This window comes from Brevibacterium atlanticum, assembly GCF_011617245.1.
Classification (GTDB): Bacteria; Actinomycetota; Actinomycetes; order Actinomycetales; family Brevibacteriaceae; genus Brevibacterium; species Brevibacterium atlanticum.
The window spans coordinates 221,353-237,162 of record NZ_CP050152.1 but is presented as its reverse complement, the minus strand read 5'-3'; the positions used below and the strand labels follow the sequence as shown (position 1 = coordinate 237,162).

Here is a 15,810-nt window from a genome sequence, read left to right as displayed (position 1 = left end):
ATTACGAGGTCACGACATCACCGCACCGCCGTCGACGCGGAGGATCTGTCCCGTCGTGAACGCCGCACCGTCACCGGCGAGGTAGGCGACCGCCTCGGCGATCTCCTCCGGCTGACCCATCCGATCAAGCGCCTGACCGGATGTGTCGTAGGTCTGGCCGACGGTGAGGGCGGACTCGACCGGTCCTGGGGCCACCGAATTGCAGCGGATGCCCTGACGTCCGTACTCCTTGGCCACCCATTTCGTCAGCGCGATGATCCCGCCCTTGCTCGCGGCGTACGCCGGCCCCGACCGAGTTCCGGCCTCACCATCGGAGACCGCTCCGCCGTTGATGCCCGAGATCGAAGAGATGTTGATGATCGACCCGGCTCCCGCCTCGCTCATGTGCGGGTGGACGGAGGCCTTGATGAAGTTGAACGTCCCACCGAGGTTGGTCTCGATGTCACGTTGCCACTGCTCGGCAGTGATCCCATCGATGCCGATGCGCGCAGCCGTGCCCGCATTGTTGACGAGGATATCGAGACTCCCGAAGCTCGACACGAACGATCCGACCGCAGCGGTCACTTCTTCGGCATCGCGGACGTCGAGTGAGAAAGCGGCGAACCGCTGATCCGGGAACTGTTCGGCCAGGGCCGCGGCGGCATCCTCGGCACCCTTGAGGTCGACGATGCCGACTGAGGCGCCACGCCGGGCCAACGCGGTGGCGATCGCCAGACCGATGCCCTGCGCAGCACCGGTGACCAGGGCAGTCTTGTTCGTGAGCAGATAGGGTTCCATGGTTCTCCTTGAGATAGTGAGAGTGAAGCGTCGGCCGATCCCACCGGACCCGGCCGGCAGGACCCGCGAGGCGCGGGCCGGCCGAGCCGGGCACGGTCACCCGCCTACCCGACCCCGAGCAGGTCGGGCAGCCAGTTCGAGATCGCCGGGATGTAGGTGATGAGCAGGAGCGCGACGATCGCGCAGATGAGGAATGGCATGATCCCGCGCACCACTTCTTCGAGCCGCGCCTTGCCGATGCCGGCACCGACGTAGAGGTTGAGGCCGACCGGCGGAGTGAACAGCCCGATCGCGAGGTTGACCGTCATGAACACGCCGATCGTCGTCATATCCACACCGACGCCGAGGAGGATCGGCACGAGGATCGGAATGAACAGATAGAACGCGCTGATCGCGTCGACGAATGCGCCGACGATGAGCAGGATGATCGTGATCACCGCGAGGATGAGGTACTTGTTGTCCGTCACCGACAGCACCGCCGTCGAGATCCTCTCCGCGATGCCCTCCACGGTGATGACATAGGAGAAGAGGCTCGCCACCCCGACGATGAACATGATCACCGCGGTCGAGACACCGGACTCGAGGAACACCTTCGGCAGGTCCTTCCATCCGAGCTCCCGGTAGACGAACACCCCGACAACCAGCGCATAGACGCTGGCCATAGCTCCCGCCTCGGTGGGGGTGAAGATTCCGCCGTAGATCCCGCCGAGGATGATCACCGGAATGAGGAGACCGGGGATGGCCTTGACAAGCGCAGTGAGGATCTCCCCGAAGCCGCCCTCCGGTTTGACCGTGGCTGTCGGATCCGCGGGCGCGACGGCCCCGGACCCGTCCGACCCGGCGTCATTCGACCCGGCGCGGTTCGACGGGGCACCGTTCGACGATGAGCCGGCGGCCACCTCGACGCCGGCCCTCACCGGCAGTCCTGCCATCTCACGGACCCGCGGAACGAAGAGGGCTGCGATGAAGAACGCGACGGCCATGATGATGCCGGGCACGATGCCGGCGATGAAGAGCCGGGAGATCGAGATCGACCCGAACTCGGCGGCGACGACGGCGAAGATGATGAACGCGATCGACGGTGGGACGACGATGCCCATCGAGCCGGAGGCCGCGACGAGGGAGATCGCGTGCTTCTTCGCGTACCCGTTGCGGATGAGCGCGGGGATGAGAATGGCACCGATCGCAGCCACCGTGGCCGGTCCCGACCCCGAGATCGCGGAGAAGAAGAACGCGGAGATGATCGTCACCGCGGCCAGTCCATGGCTGAAGCGGCCGAAGATGAGGAAGGCGAGATCGACCAGCCGCTGCGAGATGCCCGTGTACTGCATGACGATGCCGGCCAGGACGAAGAACGGGATCGCCAGCAGCGTGCCCGAACTCATCGACGGGAACATCACCGAGGGCACCACATCCAGCACCTGCACACCATCGGTGGTGACCAGGGTGACGACAGCGGACAGACCGAGCGCGAAGGCGACGGGAACACCGAGTCCGAGGAAGAGGAAGAAGCTGCCGAAAAGCAGGAGCGTGATCATTTCCGACCTCCATTGAGTTCGCTGGAATCGGAGGTGGGTTCGGATGAGAACTCGGCACTGTCGACGACCGGGGCGGCTTCGCTCGCGAGCCGCCGGGTGACCGCCTCGGCGGAGGTGTCCTCATGCAGCGAGGTCCGCAGGGCCTGGATGCTGCGCAGGATCCCGAGCAGACCGGCCAGCGGGATGGACAGGGTGAACAGCCATTGCGGGACCCCCAGCGAGGGGGTTGAGCGGCCGCGCAGGCCTTGCGCGATCGTCATCTCGCCACCCCAGATGAGGAGGACGGCGAGGAAGATGACGATGAGCACGGTGCCGGTGATGAGCAGGATCCGACGGACCTGGCCTTTCGCGTTCTCGACGAGATACGTGAACCCGAGGTGCGCGCCGAGGCGGATGCCGACGACGGCTCCCATCATCGTCATGACGACGAGGAAGTTGATGGTCAGCTCCTCGGAGAACGCCAGCGAGGCCTTGAAGATGTAGCGGGAGAGGACGTTGACGAAGGTGACGATCACGATCATCGCGAACGATCCGATGACGACCCAGTCCTCGAAGAATCTGATGGCTCTCATCTCACAGTCCTTTCGGGATGAATGCTGAGGACATGTCGGGGCCCCAGACCTTGCGGTACTTCGCGTAGATCGGTTCGAGCTTCGTGCGAAAGGCGTCCTTCTCTTCGTCGCTGAGCTCGTTGACCTTCATGCCGGAGTCCTTGAGTTCGGCGATGAGCTTCTGCTCGCCGTCGCGGTTCTTCTTGATCTGGAAGTCGTTCGTCTGCCTAGCCAGACGAGTCACGAGTTCCTGGTCCTCCTTCGTCAGCGAATCGAAGAGGTCCTTGTTGACGCCGAGGACAAGAGGGTCGTAGGAGTAGTTCCACAGCGTCAGGTACGGCTGGACCTCTTGGAGGTTCGAGGAGTAGATGACGTCGATCGGGTTCTCCTGCCCGTCGATCGCTCCCTGTTGGAGTGCGGTGAACACCTCACCGAAAGGCATCGTCGTGGGGTTCGCACCGAGCCCGCGGTAGAGGTCGGTGTACATGCCGAAGCCGGGGATGCGGAACTTCATGCCCTTCATGTCCTCAGGCGTGTGGATCGCCCGGTGCGTGTTCGTCAGCTGCCGCATCCCGGATTCGCCGAAACCGAGCAGGTGGACACCGCGTTCGGCGAGATAGTCGGAGTAGACGTCCCCGCCCTTGCCCGCGAGCGCCTTCTGCCCGTCCGCGACGGAGTCGAAGACGAAGGGCGCGGTGACGGCGCCGAAGCGCGGGTCGACACCGGCGTAGATGATCGGCGAGTTGTAGGAGAAGTCCTTCGCCCCGTCCATGAGCTGTTCGACCCCTGCTGTCGCCTCCCCGGCGGAAAGCCGTTCGTTGGCGAAGACCTTCATCGTGATCCGCCCGTCGGTCTCCTTGTCCAGGTCTTTTGCGAACTTCTCCGCTGCAAGGTACCACGTGCTCGTCGAGCCCGTGGTCACCGTCATCTTCCACCGGTAGCGCTGCTTGCCGTCGTCGGTGGTGCCGAAGTTCGTTCCGCACCCCGCCAACAGCAGGGCGCACACCATGAGCACCGCCAACCAGGCGAGCGTCGCCCTCTTCGTCTGCATTGTCGGCACCATTGCCTCCTTGTTGTCGTTATTTCGCTGGCGTATCCGTGGCCGGCAGGGTCATCTCCGCGCTGAGGTGGCCCGCAGGTCCGCATGCGAGCGTCCGTCCGCGCCGGCCGGGTCCTCCCCCGCCGAGGCGGCCGCCTCCATCCGTTCGAACCGTGCCCTCATCGTTTCGGCATCCCCGCGTAATGGGTCAGTCCCCCATCCACCGGGATGAGCGTGGAGTTGATGTAGGCCGATTCGGTCGAGGCGAGGAACACCGCGAGGTCCGCAACGTCTTCGGGTCGCCCCATTTTCCCTGTCGGGGACTGGGCATGCCGGGCGGCGAGCATGTCCTCGACAGAGTCGTAGTGGCCGGAGATCGACCGGTGGATGAGCGGGGTCTCGATGAGCCCGGGGGCGATCGAGTTCGCGCGGATCCCCTCGGAGGCGTACTGCGCGCCGACGACCTTCGTCAGTTCGATCAGCCCGGCCTTCGAGGCGGCGTACGCGGGGTAGTCATAGCCCAGGTAGCGCATTCCGCCGACGGAGGACACAGTGATGATCGAGCCTGTGCCGGCCGCGCGCATATGCGGCAGGGCGTGCTTGATCGCGGAGAAGGCGCCGGTGAGGTTGATGTCGAGCGCTCGCCGAAAACCCCCGGTGTCGAGAGTATCGACTCCTCCGTTGACGACGATGCCGACGTTGTAGTGAAGAACCGTCGGGCCGCCGAGCGTGTCCGCGCAGTGGGCGAAGGCATCGGCCAGAGAGTGCTCGTCGCCGACGTCGGCGACGACCGTGGTCAGCTGAGCGTCGAGATCAACCTGGGCATCGAGAGCGAACCCGCCGAGGCGGCCCCGCCCAGCCCAGGCCGCACCGTCCGCTCCGGCCTGGGCAGCCGCCTCGGCGAGGGCGCGCGTCGCTTCGTCAAGCGCCTTCGGGTCACGGTCGACGATGCAGACCTTCGCTCCCTCGCGCAGGAATCCGATCGCCGCGGCGAAGCCGTTATTCACCTCCCTGTCCGGAGTGCCGCAGCCGATGGCCATGATCGTCGTGCCGACTAACCTACCGGTCGGCACTGACACGGTTGCCGTCTCTGTCGTGTTCATCGTGCGCTGCCCCGTCCTTGGGAGTATTCGGCCTTGAGTTCCTTGCGCGCGAGTTTGCCGTAGGCGGTGACCGGCATGGTCTCGACGAAGTGGATCTCCTTGGGCACCTTGTATTTCGCCAGCCCCGACTTGCACAGCGCGGTCAGCCGCTCGGCCAGGTCGTCGGCATCGGCGCCACCGGCACCTCCGTCGCCGATACCTTCGACCCCGGTCGACGGCGCGCGTTCGATGACGGCCACGCCGATCTCTCCCCACTGCGGGTCGGGCACGCCCACGACGACGGCCTGGGCCACCTCGGTGTCGGTGAGGAGGAGCTCCTCGATCTCGCGGGGGTACACGTTCGAACCGCCGGAGATGTACATATCGGACTTCCGGCCGGTGAGGAACAGGTACCCGCGTTCGTTGAGGTAGCCGACATCGCCGGTGTGGAAGAGTCCGCCGGCGAAGGATTCGGCGTTCGCATCGGGGCGACCGAGATAGCCGGCGCAGACGGTCGGTCCGGCCACGCAGACTTCGCCCTGTTCACCGGCGGGCAGCTGCCTGCCGGTCTCGTCGACGATGACGATCTCGACTCCGGTGCGAGCTCGGCCGCAGGTGCCGATGCCGGCGTCGTCGACGGGGATGGCTCCGTGGTCCTCGGGGCGGAGGATCGTGATCGCTCCGGTCACCTCGGCGAGTCCGAAGTACTGGACGAGGCAGGGTCCCAGCCTCTCGAGTGCGCGGGCCTGATCGGCGGCGAGCATCGGGGCACCCGCGTAGATGACGCGCTCCAAGGTGTGATCGTCGGGGCCGCGGCCCTCTGGGTAGCCGGCGGCGATGCGGTTGAGGATGGTCGGGACGGTGAAGGCGTTCGTGATGCCGTACGCGTCGATGGCAGGCCACAGGGACTCCACGCTGGGCTTGCCGCCTGGGTGGATGATCGACGGAGTGCCGCCGAAGACCTGCCCGAGCATATGGATGCCCGCTCCGTGGGACAGAGGCGCGAGAACGAGGGACGCCCCGGTCTCGTCCTCGTTGGGGAAGAGGTCGCAGCGATGGTTCATGAGCACCGCGCCGAGGTGGCGGTGCGTGAACGTCGCGGCCTTGGGTCGCCCGGTCGACCCGGAGGTGAAGAAGTACCAGCAGGGGTCGTCCTCCTCGACTGCCGAGTCGACGCCCACAACCGCTGAGACCGCCCCTGCACGACCAGACGACCCCGTGCCGGGGGTGGTTTCGGCGCTGTGGGGTCCGCTCGGTGATGCGCCGATGGTGGGCAGCTCGCCGATCCACAGCACGGGCCCGGTGAACCCCTCGGCCTGCAGAGCTGCGACGAACTCCGCGTGGGCGCGGTCGGCGATGACGGCGGCGGGTGCCACCTCGGCGCTGATTCCGAGCAGCTCCTCGGTCGACAAAGCCGCATTGGGCGGCGCGATGACACCGCCGGAGCGGAGGATTCCCCAGAAGGACTGGATCACCTCGGCATGGTTGGCCGAGACGAGGAGGACGGTGTCGCGTCGGCCCACGCCTCCGGACTGGAGGGCGGCGGCGAGCGCTTCGGCGCGGGCGTCGAGTTCGGCCCACGTCCAACGTTGCCCACGGTCGTCGTCGACGACGGCGAGGCGGTCGGGAATGCGGCGGGCAGTCTGGGTGAGGAAGTGGGAGACGTTGACCCCGCGCCGAGGTGTGGGGGTGAAGTCCTTGGCCGGTGAAGTCGGCGAGATCGCGCGCATCAGCGTACGCGCTCGAGGACGGAGGCGAAGTTCGACACGGCGGCGCCGCCCATGTTGAAGACTCCAGCGAGCTCCGGGCTTTCGATCTGGAGGCCGGGTGATCGGCCGGTCAGCTGGGCCGCGGCCAGGGCATGCATGGATACGCCTGTCGCGCCGATCGGGTGCCCCTTGGCTTTGAGTCCTCCGGAGGGGTTGACCGGCAGACGTCCGTCGACGGTGGTGGCACCGTCGTCGACGAGGGTGTGGCCCTGTCCGGGGGCGGCGAGTCCGAAGGCTTCGTATTCGAGGAGTTCGGCGATTGTGAAACAGTCGTGGGTCTCGAGCAGGTCGAGATCGTCGATGCCGATGCCTGCGGCCCTCAGTGCTTGGGTCATGGCGGCGCGGGCGCCTGCCATCTCGAGCGGGTCGCGCCTCGACAGCGGCATGATGTCGTTGGCGTTGCCCATACCTCTCCAGGTCACGGCCTGCGGGGCGGAGGCGGCGACGTCTTCGGCGGCCATGACGAGGGCGACGGCGCCGTCGGAGACCATCGAGCAGTCGGTGCGGCGGAGAGGCTCGGCAACGTAGGGGTTCTTCTCGGACACGGTGTTGCAGAAGTCGAAGCCGAGGTCTTTCCGCATGTGGGCGAGCGGGTTGTGGGAGCCGTTGGCGTGGTTCTTCGCAGCGATCTTCGCGAGGGTCTCGGAGTGGTCGCCGTAGCGGTCGAAGTATTGGCGGGCGATCTCGCCGAAGACTCCGGCGAAGGATTTGAAGTGCTCTTCCTCTTCCCGGTAGCTGGCACTGAGCAGCACTTCGTTGACGTCGTGCCCCGAGGCCTGGGTCATGCGTTCGGCACCGATGACCAGCGCGGTCCGGTGGCGGCCGGCGGCGATGGAGTCGTGGGCGGCGAAGACGGCGGTGGAGCCGGTGGCGCAGGCGTTCTCGTGTCGGTGAGCCGGGGTAAGGGCGAGTTCGTCGAACACGGTGCCGGGCAGGGCTGCTTCGAAGCCCTGGCGGGAGAGTCCGTTGTTGTAGACGCCGACGTGGATGACGTCGATGTCGGCCGGTTCCAGACCTGCGTCGGCGATGGCATCGCGGGCGACGTCGCCCATCATCTGCGGCAGCGGGGACTCGGATCGGCCGAACTTGCTGTGGGACCAGCCGATGATCGCAGGCGAGGACATGGACACTCCTTCGGGTTCACCTCTGCAGCTGGGTTCCGACCTCCTCGCCGAGGTGGGGAGGCCGGAATTGCTCTGTCCTCGCCATACTTTCGTCGTCCCATCAAATGATCAACAAAAATCCACCATATGGAACATCGGTGTCATGTTCGGGTGCATACCGCAGCCCAAGCCGCCCGCACCGTTCAGCACCGAGCGGCCGCTGCAGGAGCTTCACTGGCCGCATCGGACTTCTCACCCAGGTATCTGAGGTGTCCTCGTCGAGCTGCGCTATTGATCAGGATGGCTCCCCCGAGGACGCCAGCAATGAGACTGATGGCGGCGCGAGAATGTTCAGATACTCTGCTGTATTCGAATGCTGAATGGTATCGTGAAAGAGTGTTGTCGAGGTTGAACCGCGCCGAACGCGAGCCGGAGCGTATGAAGGCACTGATCGCGATCGCTGCGCACCGTACGGTCTTCGACGGCCACAGCTACGAGATGGTGGCAGAACGCTCGCTCGATGACCTGATTGAGGACTTCGTACAAGGGCAGGCCGCAGGCGAGATGTGGGAAGTCGATTCAAAGTTGATGGCCCGGGTTCTTCGGCGTTCCCTTGACGCCGAGGCGCCGCGGATTGCCGCAGGCGCTCCGTGCGGGCCGACCGCCGAGGAGCTCGTCACGAGTTTCTCACGCGCTGAGTCCCAGTAGGAGGAATTGTGAATCTCCCAGGTAAGAACCGCCAGATCGTCGTGCAGGAGCGACCGGCGGACCGGATCACGGAGGACACCTTCGTGCTGAGAGAGCTGCCAATTGCTCCGCTCGCCGAGGGCGAGGCGCTGGTAGAGGTCGAGTGGCTGGGAATCGATGCGACCCAGCGTACGTGGCTCAACGCGGATTCGACGTACGTCGATCCTGTGGACGTCGGCGAAGTGATGCGCGGCAGTGGTGTGGGACGCGTTGTGGCCACTAAGGATCCAGCGCTCCACTTGGGGCAGTGGGTCTATGGCACCCTCGGCTGGCAGGAGTACGCCGTGGCCCGCGCGGAGGGGCTATTCGGAATGAATCCGGTGCCCGACGGTATCGACCCCCGGAAAATGCTCACTGTCTTCGGAGTGAGCGGTCTGACGGCATACATCGGGATCGACCGTGTCCTGGATGTCGGCAAGGACGACGTTGTACTGGTTACTGCCGCAGCCGGGAGCGTGGGGTCGCTGGCTGGGCAGATTGCCAAACTACGTGGTGCTCGGGTCATCGGCACGGCCGGCAGCAGCGCGAAGGTTGACTGGGTGCGAGAGGTGGCCGGGTTCGAATGCGTCAACTACCACCACGACGTATCTGATGCACTGAGAGAGTTGGCCCCGAAAGGTCTGACTGCGGTCTTCGACAACGTCGGCGGACCGCAACTCGAGATAGCTCTGGATCGGCTCGCTGTGCACGGTCGAATCGCTCTGTGCGGATCGGTCTCCTCCGGCTACACCGCAGCCGGGTATGGAATGGGACCAGCGAACTACATGCAGCTGGCGTTCAAACGAGCGCGCATGGAGGGCTTCATCTTCCTCGACCATGTGGCCGACTTCCCCACAGCGCTGGGTCACCTGGTCGACTGGGTCGCATCAGGGGAGCTCAGGTGGGCCGAAAATGTGCTTGAGGGGTTGGAGGCGGCCCCGGCCGCACTTCAAGGTCTCTTCGATGGAGCCAACCTCGGAAAGCAACTGGTGCATGTGCGTCCTCAGAAGGGTCAGGCCTCGTGACGACCCGTAGACTTCTCCAGAGGCAATTCGAGATCGCCTGGGGGCTGCTCGACTACCACCTCGAACGAATGAACGACGAGGACCTCCACTGGCGAGTCGCACCTGTCGTGTGGGATATCCATCGTGCCGGAAATGAATGGGTCCCGGACTTCGCCGAGACTGAACCCGACCCTGTGCCAGTGCCGACCGTCGCCTGGGTTACCTGGCACATTGACTGGTGGTGGAGCACTGCGCATGCTCATCTCACGAAGACACCCCCTCCCACTCGAGATCAGATCGGTTGGCCCGGTGCCGCAGAGGCGGTCAAGGACCGGCTCCGAGGCTTACGTCGCGAATGGGCAACAGCCCTCTCGGGCTGCGCGGACCTGGACCAGGCCTCGGCCTATCCATGGCCAATCGAACTCGGATACTCCGCGGCAGACATGTGCGCGTGGGTCAACGTCGAGCTCACAAAGAACGCTGCCGAACTCGGCCAGACCCTCATGATTCGAGCTGTAAGCCCGAGATAGCGGACTAGGGCGCACTCAAGTCTCTCGACGCACAATTTATTTCTTGATGAGGTCCCATTCCTGCTTTTGCTCCGTCCCTCGCGCAGCTGTCGGACTAGGTGGTCGTTCTGGTCACGGTGTGCTGCGAAAAACGTGACCAGAACGCCCTCCTAAGCCGGAGCCGGCAGGCCTTTCCGCTCAGCCCTTCAGGCGCGTCATCTCCGGATCGAAGAGGGGCTCGGCGGTGACTGTGGCCGGCAGTCGCCGCCCGAGGTACTCGATCTCGACCGCGTCACCGACCGACAGAGTGTTCGGCAGCCACGCGTAGGCGATCGACTTCCCGATCGTGTACCCGTATGCCGCCGAGGTGACATAACCGTCGGCCTGACCGCCGGAAACCCCGCCATCCGCGGCACCCGCACCCCCGACCACATACACCGGCTCCTTGCCGAGCACCACGTCAGAGGGCACATCCAGAGTCAGACACGTCAGCTTCTTCGTCGCGGCCGCGGCCCTGGCCTCGAGCGCGGACTTGCCGATAAAGTCATCGGTCTTCGAGGCCTTGACTGCGAAGCCGAGGCCCGCCTGAACCGGCTCGTGCTCGCTCGTCATGTCCGTGCCGAAGGAGCGGAAGCCCTTCTCCAGACGCATCGAGTTGAACGCCTCGCGGCCGCCGGCGATGATGCCGAACTCTTCCCCTGCCTCCCACAGCACGTCCCAGAGCTTCGACCCGAGATCCGCGGAGGTGTAGATCTCCCACCCGAGCTCACCGACGTAGGACAGACGCATCGCCGTCACCGGCACTCCCCCGAGCACGGCAGGCTTCGTCCGGAAGTACTTCAGACCATCGTCGCTGAAGTCCTCGTCCGTGACCTTGGCGATGACGTCCCTGGCCAGCGGGCCCCAGAGACCGATGCAGCACGTGCCCGGCGTCGTCTCCCGCACGGTCACCCACTTCGTTGGATCCGTTTCACTCTGATGCCGAGCCGCCCGCGAAATGTACGCGAAGTCGATGTTCGAGTTCGCCCCCACCTGGTAGGTCTGCTCGTCGAGGATCGCCACAGTGATGTCACTCGTGATGCCGCCGGCCTCGTCGAGCAGCAGCGTGTAGCTGACCGCTCCGGGCTTGCGCAGCATCGACGAGGTGGTCATTCCGTGCAGGAGTTCGCCCGCACCCGGACCGGTGACCTCGAAGCGCTTGAGCTGAGTCATGTCGAACATCGCCACCGAGGTGCGCGTCTTCCATGCCTCGGCCGCGGCGATCGGCGAGTGGAACTGATCCGCCCACGCATCCCGCTCCGGAGCCGCCCACTCGGACGGCATCTCGGACAGCAGTGAAGCGTTCGCCTCGAACCAGTGCGGCCGCTCCCAGCCGTTGGTCTCGAGGAAGAATGCCCCAAGCTCCTCCTGCTGTCGGCGGAACGGGCTCGAACGCAGATCACGCGGTGAGACCCGCGGCTGCAGCGGGTGGATGACGTCGTAGATCTCGACGAAGTTCTGCTGCGAGGTCTCGCTGACATAGTCGGGGGTGGTCAGTGCGTCTTCGAAGCGGTTGAGGTCGATGCCGGACAGGTCGGTCCGCGACTGGCCCTCGGCGATGAGCTCGGCCACGGCGCGGGCGATTCCGGCACCGTGGGTCACCCATACCGCCTCGGCGACGAAGAATCCATCGACCTGACGGGACTGACCGACCAGTGAACCGCCGTCGGGGGTGAAGGAGAAGATGCCGTTGAAGCCGCGCTGGATCTGAGTCTGTGCCAGTTCGGGCAGCAGCTCCTTCGTCGCCTCCCATTCGGGGGCGAAGTCCTCGGGTGTGAATTCGAGGCTCGAGGGCATCTTCTCCGAGGTGATCTCGTCGGGCGAGTACTTCGGCAGCTCGTCGAGGTCGACGGGCATCGGACGGTGGGCGTAGGAGCCGATGCCGATCCGCTCGCCCCATTCGCGGTAGTACAGGTCTTTGTCCTGGTAGCGCAGGATCGGTGCCTGCGCACCCGCGGGCAACTCGTTCTTCCCGATCAGCGACGGTGCCTCCGTGGTCCAGGCGAACTGGTGACCCAGCGGCAGAAGCGGAATCGTCGTGCCGGCCATCTCCCCGATCTTCGGCCCCCAGAATCCAGCGCAGGAGACGACGATATCAGCGGGAATCCGGTCTTCCCCGGCCATGACGGCGGTGACCTTGCCGCCCTTCGTCTCGATGTCGGTGACCGTGGTCCGGTCGCGGAACTCGACGCCGGCGGCCCGCGCCCGCTCGATGACGAGCTGTGTGCCCTTCGCGGCCAGTGCAAGTCCGTCCCCGGGGGTGAGCAGACCGCCGAGGACCATGTCCTGGTTGAGCATCGGGAAGAGTCTGGCGCATTCGTCGGCGTCGATGATGTTCGCTTCGACGCCGTAGGACCGGTTCCATCCTGCCCGGCGGTGGAGGTCCTGGAGGCGCTCATCGGTCGTGGCGATCTCGAGTCCGCCCACGGGCAGGAAAGAGCCCCGACCGTCTGCGTCCTTGAGCGAGGTGAGCTTCTCAATCGTGTACTGCGCGAACTCGGTCATCGACTTCGACCCGTTCGAGGAGAAGACGAGTCCCGGGGCGTGCGAGGTCGATCCGCCGGGGATGTTCAGCGGGCCCTGCTCGATGACGAGCGTGTTCGTCCAGCCCAGTTGGGCGAGTTCGTCGGCGAGGTTGGCGCCGACGATGCCGGTTCCGATGATGACGACGCGAGGTGTTGCGTTCGGCACTGGGTTCTCCTTGCGTGGTAGTGAAAATCGTGGGTGGTGCTGTGATTCGGATGGAGGACCGTCGGTCTCAGACATCGATGACGAGGTCCGACTTCGCGATCGAGCAGCACGGCAGGAACTTGCCCGCGTCGATCTCTCTGGCACGGATTCCGCCCTGATGGTTCATGTCGACTTCCCCGTCGAGCTTGACGACCTTGCACGAGCCGCACATGCCCTCCTGGCAGTTCGCCGGGATCTTCACCCCGGCCCGCCGGGCGGCCTCGAGCACGCTCTCCTCCTCGCCCACCCGGACATTGAGACCCGCGCGCACGAACGACATCGTGTGCTCGCCCTCGCCCACCGTAGGCAGGGTGGTCGGGTCGACGACGGCGGTTTCGTCATCTTCGTCCGATGCCCTCGCCGAGGTGGCCGACCCGGTCCCGGCCGAATCCGCGGCCCCAGCGTCGGAGACTGACCCCGCCCCCGCCTCGGCGAGGGTGTTGTCGACGTCGTCGAGTCCCACGACCTCGATCTCGACTTCGTCCTCGATGGGTACGACCGCCTCGGCGTCCACGGCCTCGGTCGGCACACCGGCCGCCTCGATGGGACCGTCCGCGTCGTAGTCGGGCTCGTACATGTCCAGCGCGGGAGGCTGCGCCTCGTAGTACTCCTCGGTCGAAGCCGCGATCTCCTCGGCGATCTCACCGGCGATCGCGACCTCCTCGGCGTACTCCTTGCGGATCTGGCGATCCCCGGAGAAGAACTCCATGAAGATCGAGGTGTCGTCGACCCCGACGGCGCGCAGCATGTCCGTCGCCGCGTTGAGGTAGCCTTCGGGACCGCACGCGAAGACCTGCCGACCGTTGGCGTCAGGGACGAGTTCGTCGATGAGCTCTGTCGTCAGCCGCCCGGTCCGCCCCGTCCATGTCGACTCCGCCGCCTGCTCCCGATCGCCGAGGCAGTAGATGACCTTGATCCGGAAGTCCGCCTTCGCGAGGAAGTCGAGTTCCTCGGCGAAGGCGAAGCGATCCGGTGCCGAACCGTGATAGAGGAGCACGACGTCGGCCTGTCCCGGCAGCGAATGGACCGTGCGGATCATCGACATCATCGGGGTGATGCCGGCCCCAGCGGCCAGCAGGAGGAAGCGCGCGCGCCGGTCGTAGTCGGCGAGGTGGAACGCTCCCACCGGTCCGAGCATGTCGAGGACCGTGCCCGGCCTGATATTCTCATGCGCCCACGGCGAGACCTTCCCCTCGGGGTCCCTTTTGATCGTGATCGAAAACGTCCAGGGCTCGGTCGGAGCGCTCGAGATCGAGTAGCTGCGCGAGACCGGCTCCGCGTCCGGACCGTCGACGGGGAAGTCGATGTTGATGTACTGCCCGGACCGGAACGCCAGCGGCGCTCCGTCCATCCGACGGAAGACGAAGACCATCATGCCCCCGGCCTCGGGGATGGTTTCGACGCATTCCGCTGCGAACTCCTGCGGATGCCAGGGTCCGAGAGCGGTGGCCGCTCCCGCCGGACCGGTGGTGCTGGAGAGGACTCGATTCCACGGCATCTCCAGCCCCCGGATCCGCTGCGCGAGCGGAATCAGGGGCTCAGTGGAACCCTTCATCCCACATGCTCCCGCATCCGCTGCACGTACCAGCTGATGAAGGCCTCGACCTGGTATTCGCTCTTCATGTACGGACCCTGCTCGTAGAAGGGGCTCGCGGCGCCCTGCTGGCAGAGTTCGACGAACGCCTTGTCCTGCAGATTCGTCTGCTTCCACGTGTGGGTGAGCGTGTCGAGATCGTAGTCGACTCCCTCGACGGCATCGTCGGCGACGAGCCATGTGGTGCGCACGAGCGTCTGGTGCGCGTTGATCGGGAACGCACCGAAGGTGATGACATGATCGCCGAGGAGGTGGAACCAGGAGTTCGGCTGCAGGTGCATCGAGCACCTTCCGAGTCGGAAGTCCGGCAGGTCGCCGAGCAGCTTCTTCGACAGCCGCCTGCCGTCGGCGGAGAAGGATTCCCCCGCACCGTCAAGGGATTCCCGGGAGATGCGGATGCCGGCGATGCGGGTGTCGAGTTCCTCGACGACCTCGTAGGGCAGACCGTAGCGGCGGCACCGGTATTCCAACGAGGCTTGGGCCTGCTGGTTGCGGTCCCACACATCCTCGAGGTGGGGTGGGATGGTCTCATCGGTCAGACCCCACGTGGGGAAAAGCGAGCAGGCCAGCTCAGGGTGACCGTCGCAGTGGTAGCACTCGCGGTTGTTCTCCATCACGAGCTTCCAGTTGCCCTCTTCGATGATGTTCTGCTGGTAGGCGACCTTCGTCTTCGCCAGCTCGTGCGGGGCGATGTAGGGTTCGAAGATCTTCGCGGTCTCGTCGAAATCGCTCGGCGGTTCCTCGGCGAGGCAGAGGAAGACGAGTCCTGCGACGATCTTTCCGTGGGCGCGCTTGAGCGCGTAGCAGGATTTGTCGAAGGTCATCTCTCCCGGCGCCGAGGCGTGGATGAGGTCACCTTCGGGCGAGTAGGTCCACGAGTGGTACCCGCAGACGAGGTTGCCGGTGGTTCCGCTGGACTCGGTGAGTACGCGAGCGCCGCGGTGGCGGCAGACGTTGTGGAGGATGTTGACGCCGCCGTCGTCGTTGCGGAGCACGACGAGTGAGTAGGGGCCGTAGTCGAGCGTGATGTAGTCGCCGGGTTCGGGGATCTCGGCCACGCTGCCGGCGAAGACCCAGTGCTGGCCGAAGATGCCCTGCATGTCGAGGTTGAAGAGGTTGTCATCGGTGTAGAACGGCGCCTCGAGCGAGAAGCCGGCCCGACGGGTGTCGAGCCGGACGCGGATCTCGTCGAGCTTCTCCTCGCTGAAGCCTGCGGGGAAGCCCTTCTTCGTCGGTGCCAGATTGGTAGCGGTCAATTCTCATCTCCCTGGATGTCTGCCGATTGCGGCCGGACGACGGGGCGACACACCACAGCGCCGTACACCGCAGTGACCGAGCCGTGTGAGCGC

13 protein-coding genes are annotated in these 15,810 nt (G+C 65.4%); 3 read left to right on the top strand and 10 right to left on the bottom strand.

Translation table 11 applies throughout. The annotated features are described in order from the left end of the window. Nucleotides 1-9: 9 nt before the first annotated feature. The 7 genes from GUY23_RS01075 to GUY23_RS01045 form a co-directional block, all read right to left on the bottom strand. Nucleotides 10-777 carry an SDR family NAD(P)-dependent oxidoreductase gene (locus GUY23_RS01075; RefSeq protein ID WP_166968929.1) on the bottom strand — a complete coding sequence of 256 codons (768 nt, stop codon included), beginning with the start codon at nt 775-777 and terminating at the stop codon, nt 10-12. Between the two features lie 104 nt (nt 778-881). Then, on the bottom strand, nt 882-2,315 hold the full coding sequence (locus tag GUY23_RS01070) for a TRAP transporter large permease (protein WP_166968927.1): 1,434 nt from the start codon (nt 2,313-2,315) through the stop codon (nt 882-884). Next, entirely contained in the window at nt 2,312-2,887 is a 576-nt protein-coding gene (locus GUY23_RS01065) for a TRAP transporter small permease (protein WP_166968925.1), read from the bottom strand. The genes GUY23_RS01070 and GUY23_RS01065 overlap by 4 nt, the downstream gene beginning before the upstream one ends. Nucleotide 2,888: 1 nt before the next feature. Further along, a complete protein-coding gene (locus GUY23_RS01060; protein WP_228282637.1) occupies nt 2,889-3,929 on the bottom strand; it encodes a DctP family TRAP transporter solute-binding subunit in 1,041 nt (346 codons plus the stop codon). A gap of 155 nt (nt 3,930-4,084) precedes the next feature. Continuing rightward, the gene (locus GUY23_RS01055; protein WP_166968923.1) at nt 4,085-4,945 is read right to left on the bottom strand and encodes an SDR family NAD(P)-dependent oxidoreductase; all 861 of its coding nucleotides are present in this window, start codon (nt 4,943-4,945) and stop codon (nt 4,085-4,087) included. Between the two features lie 59 nt (nt 4,946-5,004). Continuing rightward, on the bottom strand, nt 5,005-6,717 hold the full coding sequence (locus tag GUY23_RS01050; RefSeq protein ID WP_166968921.1) for an AMP-binding protein: 1,713 nt from the start codon (nt 6,715-6,717) through the stop codon (nt 5,005-5,007). Beyond that, nucleotides 6,717-7,880 (bottom strand): thiolase domain-containing protein, encoded by a 1,164-nt coding sequence (locus GUY23_RS01045; protein ID WP_166968919.1) that lies wholly within the window; start codon nt 7,878-7,880, stop codon nt 6,717-6,719. The genes GUY23_RS01050 and GUY23_RS01045 overlap by 1 nt, the downstream gene beginning before the upstream one ends. Before the next feature lie 303 nt (nt 7,881-8,183). Here GUY23_RS01045 and GUY23_RS01040 point away from each other — a divergent pair, with 303 nt between their 5' ends. From GUY23_RS01040 to GUY23_RS18880, 3 genes are read left to right on the top strand one after another with little or no spacing between them, the layout of a single operon-like run. Then, nucleotides 8,184-8,567, top strand: a complete 384-nt coding sequence (locus GUY23_RS01040) for a hypothetical protein (RefSeq protein WP_166968917.1) — start codon at nt 8,184-8,186, stop codon at nt 8,565-8,567. An 8-nt stretch (nt 8,568-8,575) separates the two neighbouring features. Beyond that, on the top strand, nt 8,576-9,610 hold the full coding sequence (locus GUY23_RS01035) for an NADP-dependent oxidoreductase (RefSeq protein ID WP_166968915.1): 1,035 nt from the start codon (nt 8,576-8,578) through the stop codon (nt 9,608-9,610). Beyond that, nucleotides 9,607-10,119 (top strand): DinB family protein, encoded by a 513-nt coding sequence (locus GUY23_RS18880; protein WP_208085429.1) that lies wholly within the window; start codon nt 9,607-9,609, stop codon nt 10,117-10,119. Before GUY23_RS01035 ends, GUY23_RS18880 begins: the two co-directional genes overlap by 4 nt. A 177-nt stretch (nt 10,120-10,296) precedes the next feature. On the opposite strand, the gene GUY23_RS01025 is transcribed toward GUY23_RS18880, so the two are convergent. The 3 genes from GUY23_RS01025 to GUY23_RS01015 form a co-directional block, all read right to left on the bottom strand. Next, the gene (locus GUY23_RS01025; protein WP_228282630.1) at nt 10,297-12,828 is read right to left on the bottom strand and encodes a GcvT family protein; all 2,532 of its coding nucleotides are present in this window, start codon (nt 12,826-12,828) and stop codon (nt 10,297-10,299) included. Nucleotides 12,829-12,895: 67 nt separating this feature from the next. Beyond that, nucleotides 12,896-14,422, bottom strand: coding sequence for an iron-sulfur cluster-binding domain-containing protein (locus GUY23_RS01020; RefSeq protein ID WP_166968911.1), 1,527 nt, complete (start codon nt 14,420-14,422; stop codon nt 12,896-12,898). Further along, a complete protein-coding gene (locus GUY23_RS01015) occupies nt 14,419-15,645 on the bottom strand; it encodes an aromatic ring-hydroxylating oxygenase subunit alpha (protein ID WP_228282862.1) in 1,227 nt (408 codons plus the stop codon). The genes GUY23_RS01020 and GUY23_RS01015 overlap by 4 nt, the downstream gene beginning before the upstream one ends. Between the last annotated feature and the right edge of the window lie 165 nt (nt 15,646-15,810).